15 protein-coding genes are annotated in these 22,554 nt (G+C 47.7%); 2 read left to right on the forward strand and 13 right to left on the reverse strand.

Features of this window, described 5'->3' with window-relative positions:
* Positions 1 to 66: 66 nt before the first annotated feature.
* The 13 genes from HY807_09080 to HY807_09140 form a co-directional block, all read right to left on the reverse strand.
* Entirely contained in the window at positions 67 to 1,125 is a 1,059-nt protein-coding gene (locus HY807_09080) for a virulence RhuM family protein (protein MBI4826554.1), read from the reverse strand.
* A gap of 88 nt (positions 1,126 to 1,213) precedes the next feature.
* Positions 1,214 to 1,948: an FAD-dependent thymidylate synthase gene (locus HY807_09085; GenBank protein MBI4826555.1), complete on the reverse strand. Its 735-nt coding sequence runs from the start codon at positions 1,946 to 1,948 to the stop codon at positions 1,214 to 1,216.
* Between the two features lie 70 nt (positions 1,949 to 2,018).
* A complete protein-coding gene (locus HY807_09090) occupies positions 2,019 to 6,146 on the reverse strand; it encodes a hypothetical protein (GenBank protein MBI4826556.1) in 4,128 nt (1,375 codons plus the stop codon).
* 46 nt (positions 6,147 to 6,192) lie between these two features.
* Complete coding sequence (locus HY807_09095) at positions 6,193 to 11,658, reverse strand: DUF11 domain-containing protein (GenBank protein MBI4826557.1); 5,466 nt, start codon at positions 11,656 to 11,658, stop codon at positions 6,193 to 6,195.
* A 39-nt stretch (positions 11,659 to 11,697) separates the two neighbouring features.
* Positions 11,698 to 12,900 carry a DUF11 domain-containing protein gene (locus HY807_09100; protein ID MBI4826558.1) on the reverse strand — a complete coding sequence of 401 codons (1,203 nt, stop codon included), beginning with the start codon at positions 12,898 to 12,900 and terminating at the stop codon, positions 11,698 to 11,700.
* A 201-nt stretch (positions 12,901 to 13,101) separates the two neighbouring features.
* Positions 13,102 to 13,599 (reverse strand): DUF11 domain-containing protein, encoded by a 498-nt coding sequence (locus tag HY807_09105; GenBank protein MBI4826559.1) that lies wholly within the window; start codon positions 13,597 to 13,599, stop codon positions 13,102 to 13,104.
* Positions 13,600 to 13,614: 15 nt separating this feature from the next.
* Positions 13,615 to 14,676: a hypothetical protein gene (locus HY807_09110; protein ID MBI4826560.1), complete on the reverse strand. Its 1,062-nt coding sequence runs from the start codon at positions 14,674 to 14,676 to the stop codon at positions 13,615 to 13,617.
* Between the two features lie 107 nt (positions 14,677 to 14,783).
* Positions 14,784 to 17,291, reverse strand: a complete 2,508-nt coding sequence (locus HY807_09115) for an EAL domain-containing protein (protein ID MBI4826561.1) — start codon at positions 17,289 to 17,291, stop codon at positions 14,784 to 14,786.
* Positions 17,288 to 18,160 carry a phosphate/phosphite/phosphonate ABC transporter substrate-binding protein gene (locus HY807_09120; protein MBI4826562.1) on the reverse strand — a complete coding sequence of 291 codons (873 nt, stop codon included), beginning with the start codon at positions 18,158 to 18,160 and terminating at the stop codon, positions 17,288 to 17,290. Before HY807_09120 ends, HY807_09115 begins: the two co-directional genes overlap by 4 nt.
* A 160-nt stretch (positions 18,161 to 18,320) precedes the next feature.
* A complete protein-coding gene (locus tag HY807_09125) occupies positions 18,321 to 18,641 on the reverse strand; it encodes a PilZ domain-containing protein (GenBank protein MBI4826563.1) in 321 nt (106 codons plus the stop codon).
* 168 nt (positions 18,642 to 18,809) lie between these two features.
* A complete protein-coding gene (gene panB, locus HY807_09130) occupies positions 18,810 to 19,610 on the reverse strand; it encodes a 3-methyl-2-oxobutanoate hydroxymethyltransferase (GenBank protein ID MBI4826564.1) in 801 nt (266 codons plus the stop codon).
* 17 nt (positions 19,611 to 19,627) lie between these two features.
* Positions 19,628 to 20,059 carry an FKBP-type peptidyl-prolyl cis-trans isomerase gene (locus HY807_09135; protein ID MBI4826565.1) on the reverse strand — a complete coding sequence of 144 codons (432 nt, stop codon included), beginning with the start codon at positions 20,057 to 20,059 and terminating at the stop codon, positions 19,628 to 19,630.
* A gap of 62 nt (positions 20,060 to 20,121) precedes the next feature.
* On the reverse strand, positions 20,122 to 20,958 hold the full coding sequence (locus HY807_09140; protein ID MBI4826566.1) for a prolipoprotein diacylglyceryl transferase: 837 nt from the start codon (positions 20,956 to 20,958) through the stop codon (positions 20,122 to 20,124).
* A gap of 314 nt (positions 20,959 to 21,272) precedes the next feature.
* Here HY807_09140 and HY807_09145 point away from each other — a divergent pair, with 314 nt between their 5' ends.
* Together HY807_09145 and HY807_09150 are read left to right on the forward strand one after the other, a co-directional pair.
* Positions 21,273 to 22,307: a PD40 domain-containing protein gene (locus tag HY807_09145; GenBank protein ID MBI4826567.1), complete on the forward strand. Its 1,035-nt coding sequence runs from the start codon at positions 21,273 to 21,275 to the stop codon at positions 22,305 to 22,307.
* A gap of 44 nt (positions 22,308 to 22,351) precedes the next feature.
* Positions 22,352 to 22,552, forward strand: coding sequence for a hypothetical protein (locus HY807_09150; protein ID MBI4826568.1), 201 nt, complete (start codon positions 22,352 to 22,354; stop codon positions 22,550 to 22,552).
* Positions 22,553 to 22,554: the final 2 nt, after the last annotated feature.

Raw genomic sequence — 22,554 nt, forward strand, 5'->3', positions numbered from 1 at the left:
AGGAATGGGAGTTATGGAAGTCGGACTTCCATAGAAATTATCCAAGGCCGCTGTCAAATTTCAGTTTCATTTTTTCTTTTCGCCCTTTTTCTTACCCTTCTTTACTGCCTTTTCAATTCCCTTTACCTCTTGTATCGCTTCAATGAAATGCCGTTCCACTGGTGACGGATCATCTAAATGTGTTTGCCGGAACTTTTCATATTCCGCAATGGCTTTTGTCATAGCATCATCATGGCTGATTTTCCCGGCATGAGTCAGAAGCTGTCTTCCGCTGAGTTTGAGAAAGTCATCGAGTTTTGCTATCCAGTCTTTCATGTACATGGGCTTTTGCTCCAAAGCCTGAAGCTCTGCAAATTCAAGATAGGCGGTAACAATACGGTTGAGCAAATTCAGCTCTTTTTCATTCAGATAGTTCTTGGCAACGGTAACATCATCTTTACGGGGAGTTGTTCCTGTCCACGAAGTCAGTCCCATATTAGGCAATGCCGAATCAGCCCGCTTTTCAATGATCTCAGCCGCTGTATTTCCATGCGCCGCCCAGTGCATTTTATTCTGAATGATCCTGAAAAACTCTTTTGATAATTCAGCGTTCGGCGAATAGTCTATGCTTGTTGCATAAATATCCAGAACCTTGCGCCAGAATATTTTTTCCGATGAGCGGATATCCCGGATACGGGCAAGCAGTTCGTCAAAGTAATTGCCGCCGACCGCCTGCTTAAGCCGTTCATCGTCCATGGTGAAGCCTTTTACGATATATTCCCGTAGGCGCTGAGTGGCCCAGATACGAAATTGTGTGCCGCGCAGGCTGTTGACCCGGTATCCCACGGAAATAATCATGTCGAGATTGTAATAATTAGTCGGCTTGGTAGATAATTCGGAAATCCCGAATTTTCTCATTGTATGTTCTTCTGAAAGTTCTTTTTCAGCATAGATATTTTTTATATGTTCGTTGATTGTAGATTTTGACTTGTCAAACAACTGAGATATCTGATCCTGCGTCAGCCATACAGTTTCATCCAGCATTTTTACTTGAATACGGGTTTTGCCGTCTTCTGTTGTATAAAACAAAAATGAGCTTTCCGCAGGCACTAAAGTTTTATTTTTATCAGGGTACTTCTTTTTCATATCTCCCCCTTTACACAGCTCTGAGATAAAAGTGGAAAAACAGGATTTCTCAACGACAAATTATGGAAGTCGGACTTCCATAATTTTATTAATCAGCCTTAACCTTATATTTTGCCCTTACTTCCTTTATCTTCCCGCATGTATAAGAACCTTCGGGGCAGGGGGAGTATAGGCATGGGGGGCCGGATCTCTGGAAGATAACAGGTGAAACTTTTTTAACAAGGTTGAGCATCTTCTCTGCCATCGCCCTTATCTCCCACTGGGCGCGGTTGCAGCATCTCTGTTTGAAGAAGTGCTGAAGCTCCCTTGCGTTCATCGTTACGATTATCTTTGTCTCAGCTGCGTTAGGAAGAATAAACCTCGCGTCCTGATTTGCCGCCTCGCCCTTGACTCCGTTCTCATTCAGTTTCTGGACTATCGTGTTGTAAGCCTTTTGGGCATCGCTCATAAAGTCAATAAAGATGCGCTTCAGCTCTTTATCATTTTTTATTGTTTCAGGAATTATATAATCAAAGCCTGCCTCTTCATTTACATACCTCTGTGACTGCTGTGAGTATGAAGCAAGGCGGTGCCTTACAAGCTGGTGAGAGCATGCCCTTGATATCCCTTCTATAGCGAAGGTGAATGACGCGTGCTCGATCGGGCTCATGTGCCCCATGTTCATCAGTTTTTCAACAAATTCTTTTTGGTCTTTCTTCTCTATCTTTCCTTTTAATGACTCGATATCAGAAGGGCTGTAGCAGAGCTTTGCCGCCATCGCGACAGTCTCTTCAGGGTTCGGAGTATTGCGTAGAAGAATGACTTTTAATTTTGCCTGAGACATTGAACGCTCCTTGAATTAATAATTTATAAATTGCAGGGATATAATAATCTCGTCATCTCTTTGAAGTCAATCAATTTACCCTTACCCTGAGCTTTATTCTGAAGTAAGGGTTGCCGCCGCCTGTGCCGTTAAATATTCCTTTGGGATTAATGCGTATGCTCGTGACAAGAGGGTCGTAACCTCCTGTGGAGACAGGGGTGTAATTGTAAACATAAGGGCCGGGCGGGGCTGTGCTTGAGAAAGCGAGATCATCTGTGATGCTGCCGAGTGTATCGAAGGTACATGTCAGCCCGCTTGTAGGCGAGCCGTCAATGAATTCGATCGGGCCGCATCCGTTTGCTCCGCCGTAATTATCAACATAGAGTTTTGTGTTTTCAGGTATCGGGTCGGTGACCGCTGTTGTATCGTTATCAACGGCTCCTTCGCCTGTATTTGTAGCCTGTATTGTATAAATGATATCCGCTCCGGGAATGGCTTTTGCGTCAGCCGATATTCCATTCACAGGGTCATATTCTGTTATGCTTGTCTTCAACATTATAATGTCAGGCAGCACGACCTTTATAAGGCCGAAGTTAGTGTCTATTATCGTGCCTTCGGTTCCCTCGGTGGATGTAACATTAGCTGTCCAGAAGCCGACCGGGCCTGCTGAAGGGTAGGTGTACTGATACTGATATGTCTTTGTCGCGGCGCCTGAGTCTGCGACCTGTGTCATTGAGGCGCCTGAGACTACTGTTGATAAGTTGGGATTGATAATATCAATTTTTGCGCTTGTGATGTCAAAGCTTCCGAATGGGTCGCTTACTACTGAGCGGATATATACCGTAGTATTGGGAACGACATTTGTGAGGAGCGAGCCTCCGGGATAAGCGGCATTATAAAAATTGACGCTATTCACATCGACTACTGTTGTGACATCCATCTCAAGTTCTGTTACATTTCCGGTTGTGCTATCGTAAGGATAGACATAGATTGCCCTGCCGGTTCCGCCGCCCGGGTCGTTATTGACGGTCACTCTTAACTGCGCCCCTGTGGGGATAGTTAAGGGAGTTGCGGGTATTATGGTGATCGGGAATGTAAATGCATTTGTAACGGTGGTACTCAAGGCAGCACCCGAAATAGTAAGGTCTGTTTGGCCGATAGTTACAGGCCCGGGCAGATAATCCACTGTAACGCGTACAGGACGGTCATTGGTGTCGGTGTCCCTTCGAAGCTGAAGGGTGACTGACATATTTCCGGTTATTGTCAGGGGAGACTGTAAAACAGGTGACTGCGCCCATACCCTCGGGGTATCTTCCCTGAGAATCCTGACCCTGTCAGGAGTGGGTGCGGAGGTGAGCGGGGTGCGGTTCATGTTCTGCGGCTGGGTAGGGGAGTTCTCGCTGTCAGGCGCCTGAAAATAGAGCTGTTTATTGCCTGGAATTGTCTGGGACACGACAACGGTCGGGGCAGCCGGTGCAGCGCCGGGGCCGTTGGGATTATTTACTGTAGCGGTATTGTTTATCAGTGTGCCGCCCGGGGTTCCGCCGGCGATGTCAACATCAAAGATAACGGTTACGGTGCCGTTTGCAGGGACGGTGAATCCTGTGATATTAAGATAACCGGTATTATTTGATCCTGCAGGAGCAGGTGACGAACTGTTCACAGCGCCGGGTGGTATGCCGATGACAGTGAAGTTGACTATATTGGCCGGCATATTATCCGTGACGCTTACATTTGCAGCATCAACCCCGCCGTTCTCATTGATGTTGATGGTATAGCGGATGGTGTCTCCGGGGTCGGCAAAGCCGCCGTTAAGGTCAACAACGGTCTTGGTTGATGTGATGAGGCTCGGCCTTCTGACCGTGACGCTGTCAGTTGATGAGTCGTTGCTGGAAACATTGTCAAATGTCGGGCTGGAGACTGCGGCAGTATTTGAAACGCCGGGATATGCGGAAGAACCGACAAGCACGTTCAATGTCAATACCGGAGCGGTTGCGCCGGAAGAAAGTGTGTTGTTGTATGTCCATGTCGTGGCTGTCGGGTGTGACCAGTCTGTACCTGACCACGAGTCAAGGGTAAGCCCTGCCGGCAGGGTGTCGGTGACCGTTATTGTATTTGTCTCGTTGCTCGGGCCGTTATTGGCAACGACAATACTGAATGACTCGACCTCGCTTACAATAAAATCGCCGGTGTGCGACTTTATGATCTCAAGGTCAGCCACAGGTGTATTTCGCACAGAGATTATCTCCGCGCTCAGAAGAACCAGATCCTGGCCGGAAGAATACCGTGTGGTAACAGATGTCTCACCGCCTGTAAGGTATGGAGTAGCGTCGTAAATATCAAAATCAACTCCGTAACTTGTATTGCTTCCCAGGAAATTGATGGTGGAGTTGAACTGGTTGCCGGCAGGGTTATAGGCATCAGTAAGGTTGCTCCCCTGGAATGTCAAGCTCTCGCTGAACCCGCCGCTCGAACCGGAATTTGTCTCATCACCTTCCCAGCTTATGTGGGCGTGCTTTCCGTCATAATCCGTATAAGCAGTCCCTGTCGGCACCTGGAAGTTGGTAGGTGTAAGGATGATCTGGCTTGACTGGAAGTATTCAAAGCCGTCGTATATATTTATCACTCTTAAAGGGGCGGGTGTAATGAGGTCCTGATAAATGACTACCAGCGACCATCCGGCGACAACAGCCTGTGGAGCGCAATGCGGGGCGCCGTTATATACCGTCAGATTTGAGAAGGTGTATGTCCCGTTTCCTTTTGACGCGACTATTGATGTGACATCCTCTTCAGCGCCGAAGAAGTATAAGTTATCGCCTCCATATACAAAGAGCTCCTGGTGCTGGTTATCAGCTATAAGATTATTTCCGTCGAAGGTAATGTTATAGTCTTCAGTGCCGGGGGTCTGCATTGAACCTACCCAGTAAAGATGCGCGGAAACAACAGTTGCGCCGGCCGGGATGCCCGAAAGAGACGCTGAATCACTTGTGGTCACGGCACAGGCATTGCCGGTATTCGGCTCAGTGCGCAGTGTGCCTCCTGTTCCGACAAAATCATAATTTCCGGCGTATGTATGGTTAAGCAGAATAGGCGTGCCTGTGGGAGCAGGGTCATTATCCGTAATAGTGAGCACGGCGGTGTTCTGCGCTCCTATTGTTGCGCCGCCGGTGGCATTGGTCAGCGTAAGGTTCACGGTCTCATTTGATTCATCAAGGGCATCGTTAATTATCGGGATTGCGCAGGTCTTATTGGCAATATCTCCGTCAGCCCATGTAAGTGTCTGTGCGGTCACGGTGGTATAGTCGCTGCCTGCTGTAGCTGTGCCGCCGGCAACGGTGTTGCAGTCAACTGTCACAATGCCTAAACTTCCGCCGGTACGGGAAACTGTAGTGGTTACTGTTGTTCCGGCAGCTTCGCTCTCACTGTAGGTTGCGGAGGTGAATGCCAGAGTTCCATTAGATACTGTTGTTTCTTCATTTAACGCGAATGCGACAATAATAGTGCGATTAGTGTTTGTAGCGGAGTTGACAGTTACTGTGCCGGAACCTGCTGCTGTATTGCTGTGGCCGGCTGCTGCACGGTTTCCAGTAACATAAACATCCCACATTTCGGTGAAAGTCCATGCCGCTGATGTGCCCACATTGGTTTCATTATCAACACCACTGCCGCCGTTTCCAGCGTGAGCATATATAACCTGTCCGTTAAGTGCGTTATTAACAGCGCCGCCTGCTGCGTTAAAAACATTGGTTCCGGTAGTTACAGGATAAGCAGGATTACTGCCATCACTGCCCGTTGCGATGCTGTTTATTGTGTTGCCTGCCCCTTGCCCTAATGTCTGCTTTACGTCTCCGTATGTTGCTGCCTGAATGGCGGCATCAGCTGTAGGCGCGGTGGTCCATGTTACAGCTATGTTAGCTGATGTTGTTGATGCCGAGGTGCCTATCAATCTGTAACCGACCCAGATATAATTGGCGCCTTGAGAAAGAGTAGTTATGAGTGTGGCTGTCGAACCGCCGACTGTGACACCTGAAATTGTCGGAGGGCCTCCCTCTGCCGTAACAACGACTATCACAGCCCTGTCAGAGCCGGCAGGGGCGGTATAGGTATGAGTTGTTATAGATGGGGTGCCTTCAGTATGAGCGCTCCAGTTGGCACCGCCGTTGTCAAGAAGCGTAACAGCAGCTTCGGCTTTGCCCGTCATTCCTGAAATGGCAAACATTAAAATCGCAAAGAAAAATATAACTGTTTTTATTAAATTTAATTTTTTAATAATCATCAAGCTCCTTATTCTTTGAAAAACTTCCTGCGATATCCTTCATGCTGTATTGGTCAAACTTCAAACGGAACTGCATATACGGCCCTTTTGCGGTATATTTTCCGGCTGAGAAATCCCTGTCAATAAATCCGGCGAAATTATAACCTAAACTTATCCATGCGTTCTTAACAACATTGCAGCCGATAGATGCGCCCGCGCTGTAATCATATTGATCTGAATTCCATGAATGAAGCAGGCTGCCGCGGGCTCCTATGTCCCAGCGTTTTGTAATGTCATGGCGCGTTTCTATGCCGGTAAGGTCTGTAAATCCGCTGTAAGAAGCTCCGTCAAAAGTATCTCTGACATATTTTGCTCCGTACTGGAATGATATCTGGTTCTCCCTGTCCGGTTTGTAATTCGCGTTCATGTTGTTCACTATCTTATAGCTGCTGAAGTCAGTATCAGGGCCGTCCTCCTCCTGGAAATAGAAGTCAAGACGGTCAAGGATTATCCATTTTGTATTTCGCGGCCGGTACGCAGCGCCAAGTCGGATATCACCAAGAAGGGTGTTTGTTCCGGAAACGCTCTCTGTTGTAAAAAGCTGAATGCCGGCAGACATGCCAAGCCCTTTTTTCACTTCTCCGTAAATTCCTGTGAGCAGTCCGTACTTGTCTTCAGTATCAGAGCTGCGGGCCTCTCCTCTCCAGTTCCATGTCCACTTCTCCTCACGGTATGTTGCGCCTAATGAGAGCGCTGAAAAGTCTTCAGCAGCTATTGATGCCGGCAAAGCCGTAACCGTATCATTTATGACAGTTCTGCTGTGGTCGAAACCTCCGTCAAAACTCCACTTGTCATTATATTTCCAGGTCTGCAATAGTCCCATGGTCGCAAATACACGGGTTCCGTCTTTGCTGTACTCGCGTGTCATGCCGGTATTTATGCTTGCTCCGTTCCATGGCATCGTTCTCATTCCGATACGCGAGTCCTGAGTCTCTATATCTTCGCCGTCTGCAAGCTCATGCTCGGCAAATAATGTAACTGTATTTGACACCAGGTAATCTGCGCCGAGCGTTGTGCGGGTAGGGAAGTCAAGGCTCTCATTGCTCTTGCCGATAGACTGCTCGCGGTCTGCCCTCAGCATGAGCCTGTTATTGAAGAATGCCTTGCTGCCTCCGAGCGTTGCCTGAAGCGAACGGTTCACTGTGCCGTCTTCCCGCGTGTCCTCTGCCTGGCGCAGGCCTGTGCGGATGCCGTACGAGCCTGTGGAATAATCAGCGCCTGCCTCAATGAGATCCTGCTGCGTGCTGGAAATATTATTCTTCTGCCTGTATGCGAGCGCGTTAAGGCTCAGGCTTTCAGTTACGTGGTACCTCATATCAGCGCCTGCCTTTCTGGTGCCGCTCTCGCCTGTGTTCTGCTGGTTCATGCCGAAGCCGTCATCTGTTTCACGGTAGTAAATTGAACCGTCAAGCTTCTCCGAGTTATGCCTTATCTCGGCGAGATACGCATCGCCCGCAATTGTGTCAGCAAGGCCTTCAGTGCGGGTGGACGCGTATTCAGCTTTAATATCGGTATTATCAGTGACCTTCAATGTGGCATCTATGCCGTAGAGGTCTCCCTCATTTCCTGTCTGTCCCTCATGTATGTATGTCGCGCCGGTCTCTATCTTTCCGTCGACAAATTTGAGAGCGCCGCGGCCGCCGTAATTGTATTCACTTCCCAGAGAAGGGTCATTCACTTCATAGTCAATCACTATGAATATCGGGTTCATATTCTCGTCTTTGCTGAATACCGGTTCCCTGAAGAATATGGTTCCTGCGTCATAGTCGATGTTGTAATCGATATGCCTTGAAAGCATGCGTGTTTCAAGTATTGCCTCGCTGCGGAAACGGTCCCTTGTCTCTATCACGATCTTTTCAGAGTTGAAGACTATCTTTGAAGTATTGAGATGATACAGGCCTGATGTGCCGTCGCCACGTATCTCTTCTTTGACAAATCCCTGATTCGTCTCGCTCGCGAACATATTCAGGCTCACACTGTCTGTCTGAAGCTCGGTCTTAAAGCCGTTAAAGCTGCGGCTGTATCGTGAGAGTTCAGTGACTGTCAGGCCGGTATTGTAATCTCCGAACATGGCGTAGAACTTGTCGCGCTCGATCTTGATATAAAGCTTTTCCGCGCTCGCCGCATCATACTGCTGGCCTGAAGCATCGCCGTAAAGCGTGTAGTAAGTGTCAGGGTCTATTGTATGGAAGAGGCTGTCATGCTCCGCGTCCCTCTCTCTCTCAGAGTCGTATGCCATGGTGAGGAGCCACTTGCATTGTATCTTTCCTTTTGCAAAGAACGCGACACGGCCGTTTTCATACAGGCCTTCTTTAATATCTGACTCCTCAAGGTTTTCCATATGCCCTGAAAGCGTGTTATATCCGGCCGTCCCCTCCGCGAGTCCCACGACTATCCATTCGCGTTCCTCAGGCTTGAGCCATACAGATATCTCCTGCTCATCCTCATTGAAGAGGAATTTAAGCACAGCCTCTCCTGAGTTTGATGTGGGCATCAGCATTATCTTTGCTATGCCGTCCTCGCCGACTTCATATTGAGGTTCCTCTTTATCAAGCCCTGAGAGAGGGTCGTTCCTGAACGCCTCAATCTTTTTGTACAGCTCATAAGGAGAGTTGACTGAAAGACGGCCTGCTGTTCCCGCGTGAACAGGGTATCCGTACTTGTCAAACAGGCGCACTGCGATAACAGGCGCGGTCCTGCCGTCTGCGGAAAGGGAAGATACTTCAGCCACAAGTTCAGCCCTTACAGGCGGGCCGGAGCGGTGGAGAGAATAAGATATTCTGCCCGTTTCATTTCCTTCCCTGTCGAATGTTATGAACTCGTACAGGTTGCCGCCTTCAACCGGATTTACTCCTGTCCAGCTGCTGACGGCAAGGGTTCCGGCACTGTTCTTTGTCATGCCGTCATAGTTGCGCTTGTTTTCTTCTTTGCCGTTATGAAGCAATTTAAAGACTGCATCCGGGTCATGTTTTATAAATATCCTGATGCTCGGAACACCCATATTGTATCCCGGTTCAGGATACAGCCACTGAAGCCCTGGTTCTGCTGATTCAAGCCAGCTGCTTTCAGGGAATGACGTCTCTGCCGTCTGTTCAGAGGCATCGTCCCGCTCATCCCATTCTTCACCCGGCAGAAGGCCTGTAGTCTCTGCGGATGCGTTGCCGTTTCCTTTCAGCACGAGGCGCTGGTTCTTTTCGGAGGGCGTATCAAATGTAAGGATTATATTTGTCTCTTTTTCAGTCTTGGCGGAGAGCGTACTGAACTTTATTCTGAATAAACTATCCTGTTTAACATCGCCGAGGCGGTATGTCAGGGAGCCGAATATCAGGGTCGGGTCGGGCAATGGTTTGCCATGCATCATGCTTGAGCCAGCCATATACGCGCTGCCTTCCGGAAGCATGACGGTCATGCGGAGATTCCGCAGCGGTACCTTCCGGCTGTCTATCAGCACGCTGTGTTCAATGCCGCCGCCGTTGGCTTCACTTGTCAGCCCGGCAGATGTAATTCCTCTGACCTTTGGTTTTAGAGCGAAATGGAAATCAGCGCGCCACATGGCGCCGCCCTGCAGGTCAACGAACTGCGAGAAGGAACGCCCGGCAAACCGGCTGTTCTCTTCACAAGGCACCACCCAGTACTTTTCAGGCATGCTCTCAATGTCAAGCTGAACTACATGTGTTCCCGGCTCCACTCCTTCAAAATGGTATTTGCCTTCAACATCGGTAAGGGCATAAGTGCCGTCCTCCATGTATATCCTTATGCCTTCAACTCCGTCATTCGCTTCAACCTCTTTATCCTCGCAGTTGTCAGCTATGACGCGGCCTGTAATAATGCTCTTCCTGCGGAACAGGTCTTCCTTTACCTCAACCGTTGCAGAGGCGATATTTGATGTGAAGCCTGAAGGAGATGAGGCAACGGCTGTGTTGGATGCGTTGCCGGATTTTGCACCGGCAGAGACTTCGACAACATAGCTGATACTAACCGTAGTTGATGCAGCGATGTCTCCGGCTGTTATAGTGAGCGTTCTTGCGTCTGAAGAGACCGCGGGGTCAGGGAAAGCATTGTCGTCAATCCTCAGGGAGCCTGGCTGATAGCGGAAACCGAGAGGCAGCCGATCAGTAATTGTAATATCAGTTAAAAGGGATGCGGTCAGGTTCTGAAGCTCAAGCCTGTACTGCAGGAAGTCGCCCGCGGAAACTATCGACTTTGTCGCAGACTTTGTGAGCCATACACCTCCGGATGAAGGGTCTACAGGTATATCTATCTCAAGCGCAGGCCCCGGAACCAGAGTAAATGTCTCGCCTCTTGAACCAGCCACAATGGTGAACGGAGATCCGGGAAGCGCCTGAAGCACTGCGGTCGGGACTACAGAAGGCGCCGAGAATCCTGCAGGCGGCGTAATGCTTATGCGGTAACTTCCCGGGGCTAAGGAGGGGAATCTGTATCCGCCCGGAGGGAATGAAATAAGAGGGTCGCCTGATGTGACAGAGTTGGGGTAGGGTGTGATCCCGTCTTCATAAAAGACGTCAGCAGGCAATCCCGTGGCGGTATTGATGATAGTTACTATCGCGCCGTCAACAGGGAGGCCTGTGCCGCTGTCAAATACGATGCCGAACGGGTCTATCAGCGCGGCATCTGCCGTTGTGTCAGTGTTGTCAACAATGTCTGTATAATGCGCGGTGATATGTGAACTTATTGTCACGGTAAGCACCCCGTCATTAAGTGTCCCGGCAGCGCCGTTGGCTGAAGGGATGTATCCGGCAAAGATGCCTGTGCCGGGCCCGGTTTCCGTAAGGCGTATAAGTTCGCTGTCGCCTGTATCATCCACAGTGATGGTGATGTATACGGTCTCTCTTGTCAGGTTATCAAGATTCTGGTCAAGGTCTGTAAGCCGGAGGAAGAACGGCTCGCCTATGTGGTATACATCCGCAGGCACGAGCGGCACAGGGCTGTCGAGGTCAACAGGGTCTGCGCTTCCAAAAGGATCTGGAGCGGGGATAGGCACGAACGGGCCTGACTCAGTCCCGCTGGCGCTTCGGTATGTAACATCCACATCTAAGTCTTCCGCAAGAGGATTCTCAGGTGAATATCTTAAAAAATCTATTATCGAGGGTGTGCGGTTTACAGTCGTAACTGTCTTGACCGTATTGGATGGTGAGGTGATGTTGTTTACAGAACCCACGCCGTAGGTTGCAAGTGCTGTGTTAGTTATCTCTGTTCCGTCAGGGACTGCATGCGCGGCAAACGGTGCAAGAAGCATCAGTATGAACATGAGCAGGGACGCAAATATAGCTTTCGCCTTTGTATGGCCGCCGCGTGAATGTGCTTCAGGCGCAGCGGCCATGCAGAGACGGGCCAGCCGGTATGTGCCGGCCAGCCTGCCCTGATCTGCATATTCTGTCAGATGACGTATCAGCATATTTAGATCATTGGATCAATCCTGCATAAAGCATGATCACTACTGAACAGTCACCTGGAATTTCACTGTCTGAACTCCGCCGCCGCTGGCAACAGTGCCGATTGTCGCGGTTACAGTCTTGACTGTAGTGATATTGTAATCAGCGCTGTCGTCACTGCCTGCGTTCGTCTCGCATGTTACAGGAGCGGGGGCGCTTGAGGCGGTGCTGACGACTATGCCGTAACCTGCGGCACAGTTGGTCCCGGCGTCATCATACTCAGTCTTGAATGCCAGGTAACCTGCGTCTACCATAGTCGTAAGGTCGTCAGTGACCACAACATTTTCAGCATTAGCCGAGCCGTTGTTGGTGACTGTGATAGTGTAGGTTATGACCGCTCCGGGTATTGCCTTTGCATCAGCTGATACACCGTTAACAGGGTCTGAATAAACAACTGATGTCTTTGCTACCGTAAGGTCAGCTGAGGCGATCTCAAATGAGTCGGTGTCAGAATGTTTGCCGTCATAGGCTGCGTCATTGCCGTCACATCCATGGCCAGCCGGTAATGCGCCTGAAAGACATTCGCCGTCTGCAAATACATCATCAACAGTTCCGGGGATATCCGCGTTTCCATTGTCATCAGTCGGGATAGCAACTCCGGTTGTTTCGGCGAATGAAGCAAGAAGGCTTACAGCAGCCAGGTCACCGTCAACCTGAGCGTTGGAGATAGTACAGGTGACCCATACTTTTGATGTGGAACCTGATGCCAGGTCATCGAGCTTTGTTATTGTGCTGTCAGAGGCTGAGGTCTCACAGGTGTTGTCGCCGTCGTCAAGGCGGATCTCGCAGTTTCCGAGAATGGCAATGTCAAAGTTGTCTGTCCCTCCGAACGGGTCTGTTGTTCCGGTCTGGTTCAGAGTGAGCGGGATGTCGAGCGTTGCGTTGCTTTCGTTGGTGACATTAAAGCCGAGGCACTTGCCTCCTGTCATAGTCGCTGCCGTATCACCGGGGGAAACAGCCTGTGTCGCATTGCTGAACTCGTCAACAAGGACATCAAGCTTTCTGTCGGTCTCAAGGGTCAGCGTATTAGTGGTTTCCGGCGGCTGAGGGTTGCCACCTACATCGTAATTGATCGTTGCCGTGTTTGTTAGGTTTGTGCCTGCCGGTGTGCCGATAGGCGCTGCCATTGCTGAAAGCGTGAGCCCGAATACGAGCACACATACAAAGAGCAATGCTAATAATGTGCTTCTTCCTGCGTGTTTCATTTTATTTCCTCCTTTTAGTGTTTTGCTTCCTGTTGCGGTTTCTTGTTTGTGATGTCTCATCTTCTCCTCCTGATATCTTGATTCTCCATTAACACCTCCATGTTTTGTTTTTTCTCATTTTCTCCATCAGCACCTCCATGATCTGATTTTTAATTTTTTCTGCTCCATCAGCACCTCCGTATTTGTTGTTTATGATCTTGCCTATTCAAGTTCTGCTTTAAACTCTACCTTTCCTTTTTCACCGGGCTGAAGAGAGTTCTTCAGTGCCCAGCGGATATCTGTATATTCAGAAGCTTCAGCTTTTCTCTCTTTTCCGTCTTCGCCGATGATTTTCAGTTTTTCGGGGAGATGGTAGGTTTTGCCTCTGTCAACAGAGAATGTGATATCTGCGCCTTTGCCTGACGCGCTGCCTTCCTTGTAGAACATGTGCTCAGGCACAGGGTCTACGATGACGAAATTATCAACAGATTTCCCGCTTATGTTCTCGTAGGTTATTGTGAAGATGACTTCTTCACCTGGAATGATCTTTGCAGCCGGGACGCGCACTATCTCTTTCTCGCCCTTTGCATTTACAATCGTCTTTTCCATCTCCGCGATATTATTGAGCAGGATATGTTCTTTTTCCGCTGAAAATGCAGGGCTGTGAAACAAGACGGCGATGAGCAGAATTGATATTGAAGACAGTACAGATCTTTTCATTTTCTCCCTCCTGAATTAATTTATTGTTGCCTTAAATGTAATAGTATGAGCCGGTGAAGCGGATGTAAGGTTTCCAAGCCCCACTGTGACAGTCCCCGGTGTCGAGGCATCCACATCGCCTGCGTCAGCGTCAGAGACATCAGTGAGAACAACTGCATCGAGCATGAGCGTGCCTGGATTGTATGTAGTATTTGCAGGGACAGGGTCTGTTATCACAACGTTCAGCGCGGTCTCCGAGCCTGACACGGTAACGCTGATAGTGTAGGTCAGGACGGCGCCTGTTACCGGTTCTGCGCCGCCTGACGGATCAAGGATGCTGACGGACTTTACTGAGGACACAACGGCGCCTGCGACAATGAAAGAGTCTGTGTCGGAATCTCTGCCGTCGTTGTTATTGTCAGTATCTCCGGTGCCGTCTGCAAATACATCATCAATGATCTCAGGAATGTCTATGCTACCGTTGTCGTCAGTTATAGCCGCGCCCGGTGCGCCTTCGCTCTCTCTGACCTGAGCGGTAAGGATGATGGCTGCGATATCCCCCTCAACCTGTGCCAATGGGATATCGCCTCTTACCCATACCCGCACGGTACTGCCGGCAGCGAGGTTGTTGATGTAGTCCGCAGTGTCACCAGCATTGCAGATGCCGTCGCCGTCATCAACAACCGCTGTCAGTCCTGCTGTCACATTGAAGTTGTCAGTACCTCCGAACGGGTCAGAGCCTCCTGCCTGGTTTGAGAGAGTGAGTATGAAATCCTGCAGAGCATTGCCCTCGTTGGTCACGTTAAAGCCGAGGCACTTATACGCAGCCCCCTGGTCTCCCGGCGCCGCAACAGTTCTTGTTCCATTTGCCTCTGAGACATTGACATCTAATTTTCTGTCAACAAGGAAGTTGACGGGCGCGGCCTCCACCATGGGTTGAGGTGTGCCTGATATGTTGTAATTGGCTTTAGCTATGTTGCTTATTACGGTTCCTGCAGGAGTCGCAGCGGCGTGAACCAATCCTGATGTAATGAAAAGAGAGAGCAGGATGAAGAAATAGAGCGCAATTTCTTTGAGTTGTCTATTTTCTTTAGACATAATGACCAATTGAATAATAATATAAATATAATAGCAATAGACATATAAATTTATCTATATATTATGCCGGAGGAATATGCATCTGAGCGCAGATATTCAGTTATGGCTTACTTCATGTTGTCAAATAATAAGGCCACTCTTTCCCTGTCTGCTAAAAATAATTCAGCATCAGCGGCGCTCAAAGGTTTTGAAAGAAGGAATCCCTGTATATACTCACAGTTAAGTCTTTTTATCTTGACGAACTGTTCACTTGTCTCTACACCTTCAGCCACAACATGGAGGTCAAGGTTTTGTGCCAGTGTTATGATCGCCTTCAGGATCTCAAGCTTTTCATCTTTCGTGCCGATCTTGGCGATGAAAGACCTGTCTATCTTCAGGCCGTCAAACGGGAAATTGTGCAGATAGCTCAGTGATGAGTAACCTGTGCCGAAATCATCTACCTGCAGCATTACGCCCATCTCTTTCAGCTGCTGCAACAGGGGCGCGGTCAATTCCGCATTTTCCATCAGCAGCGTTTCCGTTATCTCCAGCGTCAGGTTCTTTGGTTCTATCCCGGTCTTTTGTATGACAAGTTTTACCTGGTTGATAAGGTCGGGGAGAAACTGCTTGCTTGAGATATTGACATTCATCTTCAGCGGGATATCAAAACGGAACCTGTTGTTCCATTCACATATCTGCCTGCATGCTTCATTAAGCACCCATTTCCCGATAGGCACTATCATCCCTGTCTCTTCTGACAACGGGATAAATTCTGACGGCTGCACCATTCCCATTTCCGGATGATCCCAGCGGATAAGCGCTTCAAAACCGCATATCCTGTTGTCCTTAAGAGAGATGAACGGCTGGTAGAAGACCTTGAATTCTTTATTGACAATAGCTCTCCGCATGTCATTTTCCATCTTCATGGAGGTTATGACATCTTTGTACATTATCTCGTTAAATATCTCATAGCGGTTTCTGCCGTTTGCCTTTGCGTGATACATCGCTATGTCCGCATTGCGGAGGAGATTGTCAGGGTTGTTAGAGTTTGGATAACTGAATGCGATCCCGATACTCAGGGTTATGAAGACCTCATGCCCCGCGAGTTTCAAAGGCTGAAGCAGAGCGTTCTGCACGCGTTTTATCAGCGCTGTTACATCATTCGTATCTGTTATCTCTTCAAGGAGTATCGCGAATTCATCCCCTCCGAAACGCGCGACTGTATCACTCGGCCTGAGGCATTCAATAAAACACTGGCTGGCCTTGATAAGCAGCTGGTCTCCCGCCATATGCCCGAGGCTGTCATTTATCACCTTGAACCGGTCCAGGTCTATGAAAAGCACCGCAAATAGTTTTTCATTTTTCCGGGTCTTGCGCTTTATCGCGTGTGAAAGGCGGTCCATAAAGAGCGCGCGGTTCGGAAGGCTTGTCAGGGAATCATGAAAAGCGTCATGGGTCAGCTGTTCTTCAATTACTTTTCGTTCTGTGATATCCGTCTGGGAACCTGCCATACGGTATGCCTTGCCTGACTCATCCCTTACGGCAAGCCCTCTGGTAAGCATCCACCGGTATGTCCCGTCTTTATGGCGCATGCGCTGCTCATTCTGGAACTGCGGTGTAAGGCCTTCAATATGCGCCTTGAGTCCTGTCTCAACCTGGATGATGTCATTAGGGTGTGTGTGCTTGCCCCATTCTTCAAAACTATCCTTGATCTCATCGTCATTATAGCCGAGCATCGCTTTCCAGCGGGGAGAATAGTATATTTTGTTGGAGATAAGGTCCCAGTCCCATAAGCCGTCATTGGCGCCCTGCGCCGCAAGCATATATCTTTCTTCGCTTTCCCTGAGCCTGTCCTCGGTCCTTATGCGCTCAGTGATCTCTTTATTGAGTTCATCATAGCTTTCCTTGAGCCCTTTGCTCATTATGTTGAAATTCTCGGCAAGCTCGCCGAATTCAGTTCTGTCATGATGTTTTATTGTGGCGCCTATATCCCCTGAGGCGATGTTTCTTGTTGCGGAAAGGAGCTTGCTGACAGGCATTGTGATGAATCTTGTCAGTCTGAAGGCTACGATAATGCTGAAGAAGAGGGTTGCCAGTATTGTTGTTATCAGCACACTTTGTATTTGATTGATCTTTTTAGTGCTGTTGGTTGTCAATGCCTCAAGCCTGACGCTTGCCTTCCTTGACATATCCATAAGCGCGGCAAGTATATCATCTCCCGTGGAGATCGAGTTTTGTTTGTATTTGTCAATTCTATCGGTTGTGGCGCTTCCTGTAATGAAGTAGCTGATCTGGTTCTCATAATCTTTTACAAGGGACTGAATGCGCATTATCTGGCTGTTTATGTATGGCTTATGGTGGCATGAGAAGCATTCACTGACTTTTTCGTTAAGCGACATTACATCAGCCGCCATCCTGTTCAGGTCTTTGGTGTTGGAAGTGTTGAATTTGTATATATTTGACTGGACAGACTGGAGGTTTATAAGGAGGTCCCTTCTCAGGTCCCCGACCTGGTGCAGCTTGATAATATTGCTGACATCCGACGCGCTGTCGGAGATGTAAAACATTGAGACCGCGGCGCCTGCGAAGAAGATCATGAAAAGGGTGATAAGGGAGAGGATGATCTTCTTTGTCATTTGTTCCTGTAGTTATAAGTTCCGAGATCAATGCCAGCTTTTTTTACCATATCGAATACAGGCAGATAATCTTCCTTTGTGGTGATGATAAACTCTTTGGCACCGAACTTTTCCAGTACCGCCATTCCATCAGGGTCTTTGCTCATGCCGAGCAGCGCGGACTGAAGTTTTTTTATTATGGATTTGGCAATGTTGCTTTTCAGGCCGAGCCCGTTTGAGGGCACAAACGGCGACTTCGCAAGAATAACGAGGTCATTTTTAACTGATGGATCTTCCTTTGCAAGCATGTCAAATATCGTGTTTTTGGCGCATCCCACGGATGCCTCTTTATTGAGTACGGCATATATGGCTGCGTCGTGGCTGCCTGCAAAAAAGTATTCTTTAAAGTAGTTGTCGATGTTGGTCACGCCGTTCTCCCTGAAATAGGCCATGGGGAATATGTACCCTGCGGTTGTTGCTTTGTCTACAAACGCAATAACTGAATTTTTCATTCGGGCGATACTGTCGATCCTGCTGTCTTTATGCACAAAGATATATCCCTGATAAGAGGAGTTTCCGTCAGGGTTTACCGGCCTGGCTATCGGCTGTATGTTCAGTTTTTGAATTGCCATAGCGCCTGTAAAGCTGCCCCAGAAGGCGCCGTCAAGGTTCATGCTATTAAAATTGTCAATGATATTCCCGTATCTTGAAAGAATTATAAAATTAATTTTTATCCCGGTTTTGCTCTCAATGTATTTCCCCAGAGGTTCATACTTTTTGATCTGTTTAAATACATTCTGCTCGGGGATAAGCCCTATATTCAATTCTTCAGCAGCCGGAGATTGTGCGGAAAAAATCAATACCGCTATTAAAGCGAGGATAACGCGCATGAATAGCCACCTCTTTAACTATGAATTTTCTATTTGTATTTAATATATCAAATACAAATTATTTTAACATTAAAGATAAGCAGCAGAATTAAGGAGATTATAAAAAGTGGGGGGACATTAATGAAAGTATAAAGCGTATAACTATTTTGCTACATGCTGGTCATCGGCAGATCATATTAGTATTATCTTCGGCTTTCAGGTGCTCCATTCCGATCCTTAATAAGAAACCATGCACAGGGTCGTTGAATTCTTTTTTCCACCTGACTTCACATGGAAAACATACCGTATCCTGATAAAAGACCTTGAATTCAACCTTGATAATATCGCCGATCTCAAGAGGTTTCAGGCCTTCGATAGAAGCACAGCTTACGCCCAAACCGCCGTCTGAGAAGTTCTCTATGACCCCGTTAACGATAGTGTCGTCATAGATAATTTTGGTATCCATGTTGATATCGTATCTTTCTGTTCGTCTTCTTTCCATAATTTATCCTGTAATCTTACGGCTACATTATATACAATCGAAGACAATTTTGTAAAATGCGGGATTATAATTTTTTCATATAAGAACTGAAACGATGCGGCACATGCGATCATTGGTTTTTCAGGTTAGACGAACAGGTAAGTACAAGGGAATGGATCCCCCTGAAAATCATTTAAAACTTTCTTTATCAGAAGGGAACGTACTGTTTTCAACATCTGTTTTGAAACCTTTTACTGCTGTCAATACATCATTTTTAATATTCGCGTATCTCTTTACGAATTTCGGCGTAAATCTTTCAAACAGGCCTATCACATCATGAAGTACCAAAACCTGTCCGTCGCAGTAAGCCCCTGCGCCTATCCCGATGGTAGGTATTGAGAGCCTTTCAGTGATCTTTTTTGCGAGCTCCATCGGTATGGCTTCAAGCAGTAACGAAAACGCGCCTGCGTCTTCAGCAATGACAGCCTCCTCAATAAGCTTTGCCGCTGCCTCTTCGGTCTTGCCCTGCACCTTATATCCGCCCATTCTGTGAATTGACTGTGGTGTAAGCCCTATGTGCGCCATCACCGGGATATCAGACCTTGTCATCGCTTTTATGCGGTCTGCAACCTCAGCTCCTCCCTCTATCTTGACCGCAGTGGCGCCGGCTTCTTTGAGAAATCTTCCGGCGTTTCTTACCGCGTCCTCAACAGATGCCTGATATGACATGAAAGGCATGTCTCCAATGACCATCGAATGTTTTGATGCCCTGGATACCATCTTTGTGTGGTATATCATTTCATCCATTGTCACAGGCAGCGTATTATCAAGGCCCTGCACCACCATGCCCAGTGAGTCTCCGACAAGGATCATATCTATGCCTGCCTCGTCAAGGATCCGGGCAAAAGGGAAGTCATAGGCGGTAAGCATTGTGATCTTACTGCCGCTGCTTTTTTTATTAATGATATCCCTTATCGTAATTGATGGCATGGTATTGATCTTTTATGCTACTCAGTAATAATTTCGACCAGCTCCAGGTCGAATGTGAGGTCTTTGCCTGCAAGAGGATGATTTGCATCCATCGTAAATCCATTTACGGTTTTTCCGATCACTGTTGCCATGACAGGCATCCCGTCAGCCCTGTGGAGCTTTACGGTCTGCCCGATCGCCGGATCGAACTGTTCGGGTGCTTTGCTCTTGTCAAATTCAAAGATCATCGCTTCATTCCGCGGGCCGTAAGCATCTGCAAATGGTATATTGATAGTCTTTGACTCGCCAACCTTCATACCGGTCACGCCCTTATCAAACCCGGGGATGACATGTTTGTCTCCAAGGGTGAACTCTAAAGGATGAGTTTCACGCGAGGACTCTATCACCTCGTTATTTATATCTTTTAATGTGTAGTGAACTTTAACTTTATCGCCGCTTTTTGCAATCATTGTTCATATTCTCCTGATTCAGATTATTTTTTGTACTTGATTATAACACAGACAAATCTATGCTATGTCTTACTGTTGGATCTTATTAAATATATTACAGCGCCGCACATCATCATAGTCAGGCATAGCGCCTGCCCCATGCTCAGCGGGCCGAGGATAAATCCGAGCTGCGGATCGGGCTGCCTGAAGAATTCTATAACAAATCTCACAAGCCCGTAACCTATTAAATAAAGCGATAGAAGAAATCCATTGAACCGGCTATGCTTGCGTACGCTCCATAGAATGATAAAGAGGATTATGCCCTCAAAAAATGCTTCATACAGCTGTGACGGATGCCTGAGCATACTTTCTGGATCAAATGGAAAGTACATGCCCCACGATACAGATGTTTCTCTGCCGTAGAGTTCTCCGTTGATGAAGTTGCCGATCCTTCCGAATGTGTAGCCGAGAGGCGCAACAGGCGCGAAGAGGTCGGTAAAATACCAGAAATCTATCTTCCTTTTTCTGCAGAAGAGGAGGGCGGCTGTTAAGAGGCCTGCCAGTCCTCCGTGGTATGACATGCCTGCAAGCCCTGTAAAGCGTATCCCGTCATTAAAACTGAACGGCAGAAATATCTCAAGAGGGTTTGAGATATAGTAGCTTAAGTTGTAAAACAGGACATACCCGATCCTTCCGCCAAGCATTATCCCCAGGATCATCCAGACAAAGGCGTCCTGTATCGTCTCTTTTGTAAAACTGTAGCCTTCACCTTTTACCCTCTTCATGACGAGGAGATAGGCTATGGCAAACGCTACGATATACATCATCCCGTAATAGCGGATCTGAAACTGTCCTATCTCTATGATGTTAGGGTTGATGTGTTCCGGGATATGCTGCCAGAAGTTAGTGAAGTTGTTCATGATTTCCAATTTGTTCTGTCATTCCGGCTTGTCCGGAATCTCTTGAATAAAGTCTTTGAATTAAAAGTCACGCGCCTATTTTACGCAATAAGAGGCACGGGTTACAAATAAGAAAAATCTAATTAAGTTTTGACGTCATGTTCCCCCTCTTAAGGGTAAGAGGGGGTGAGGGGGCGTTATGAGTTTTAAAATAATTATGTTGCAAGGTGATGGCATGAGCTATAATATGCAGCAAGGAAGGAGGTAATATGATAAACAGATTAAACCTGATGTTCACTGTTGCAATATTAACCTTAATATTGGGAGGTTGTTCTATGGGAAGCAAAGCTGTAAAAGGTGATAATGTCAGCAATCCGCTCTTTTCCCCTGATGGGAAGTCCATTATATTTGACCGTTGTGATACTGACTCTCCTAACCCTGACAAATGCCGCATTCATGTCTACGATCTCGCTACCGGCTCTCTGGGTTACTACAAGCCGCTGCCGGGTCAAGCCTGGATGATGGCGTATTACGCCGATTCTGGCGATAAACTTGTATTTGTAACTTTCCCAACCGAAATGCCTGTGGGCGATCTGAGCACCTATAATGAATACTATTTTAAATATCAGATTGCCACTATGAACATAGATGGCTCGAACATGCGTGTTGTGACAAAGGGAAGCGGCTTCAAAATCTACCCGGCGTTTTCGCACTCCGGCAAGAAGGTTATCTTCCCCCAGACTGAGACCATGCGCAAACCCGGCAGCAAGACTGTCGCTTCTCGGTGGGATTTGTGGGAACTTGATTTAGAAACCGGCAGGGTGGGGCTGTATGCTGGCAAATTCGAGTTCTTTCAACTGGGTCGGTCGGTTTATTTCCCCGACGATAAGCAGGTGTTGCTGAATGGAGATAGTCCGATGTCTAAATTAGTGATTGGCCCTGAAAGCACTTTGGCGAAGAGTATCAGTGACTACGATCGACGTTACAACCGGAGTAAAGTCATAGTGGTAAGTCGAGGGCAGACTATGCTGGAGTCGCCGATGTTTACTGATCTCGTCGGTGCTAATCACCCTTCATCGGACGCACAGGGGAATGTGTTTTTTGATGCTGATGGCGGACCCAAGGAGGGCATCAGAATTCGTCGTGTGGGATTGGATGGAAGCAGACAATCATGGCGCTATCCGCCACATGACTCTGATTCGAGTGCTAATCTCGGGACTGCGGTATCCCGTGATGGGCGATATTTTGTCATCGCTTTAAACAATGGCCCTACACGTATCAAAAACGCAAAACTATTATTGCTTGACACAGAAAGCGGAATATGGCGGGAATTGATACTACCGCATGAAGCAACGCAAATTAACCAATAAATCTCATTTTGGAAAAATTGTATAATAAAACCGGAGGTGCTGATATGCAAAAGACATTGTCTGCTGAAATTAAGAGGGTAACAAAAGATAAGATCAAGTTTGAAATAACAAAAGATAATTATGAAACTTTCTGTAATGCTGTCGGTCTTTTTAAGAAGGATTTTATTGATACACTGAAAAGATCAGAAGCAGATCATAAGGCAGGCCGTACAACAAAAAGAAAATCTCTGCTTGAAATTACATAAAA

The sequence above is a fragment of the Nitrospirota bacterium genome (genome assembly GCA_016207885.1).
Taxonomy (GTDB): domain Bacteria; phylum Nitrospirota; class Thermodesulfovibrionia; order UBA6902; family UBA6902; genus JACQZG01.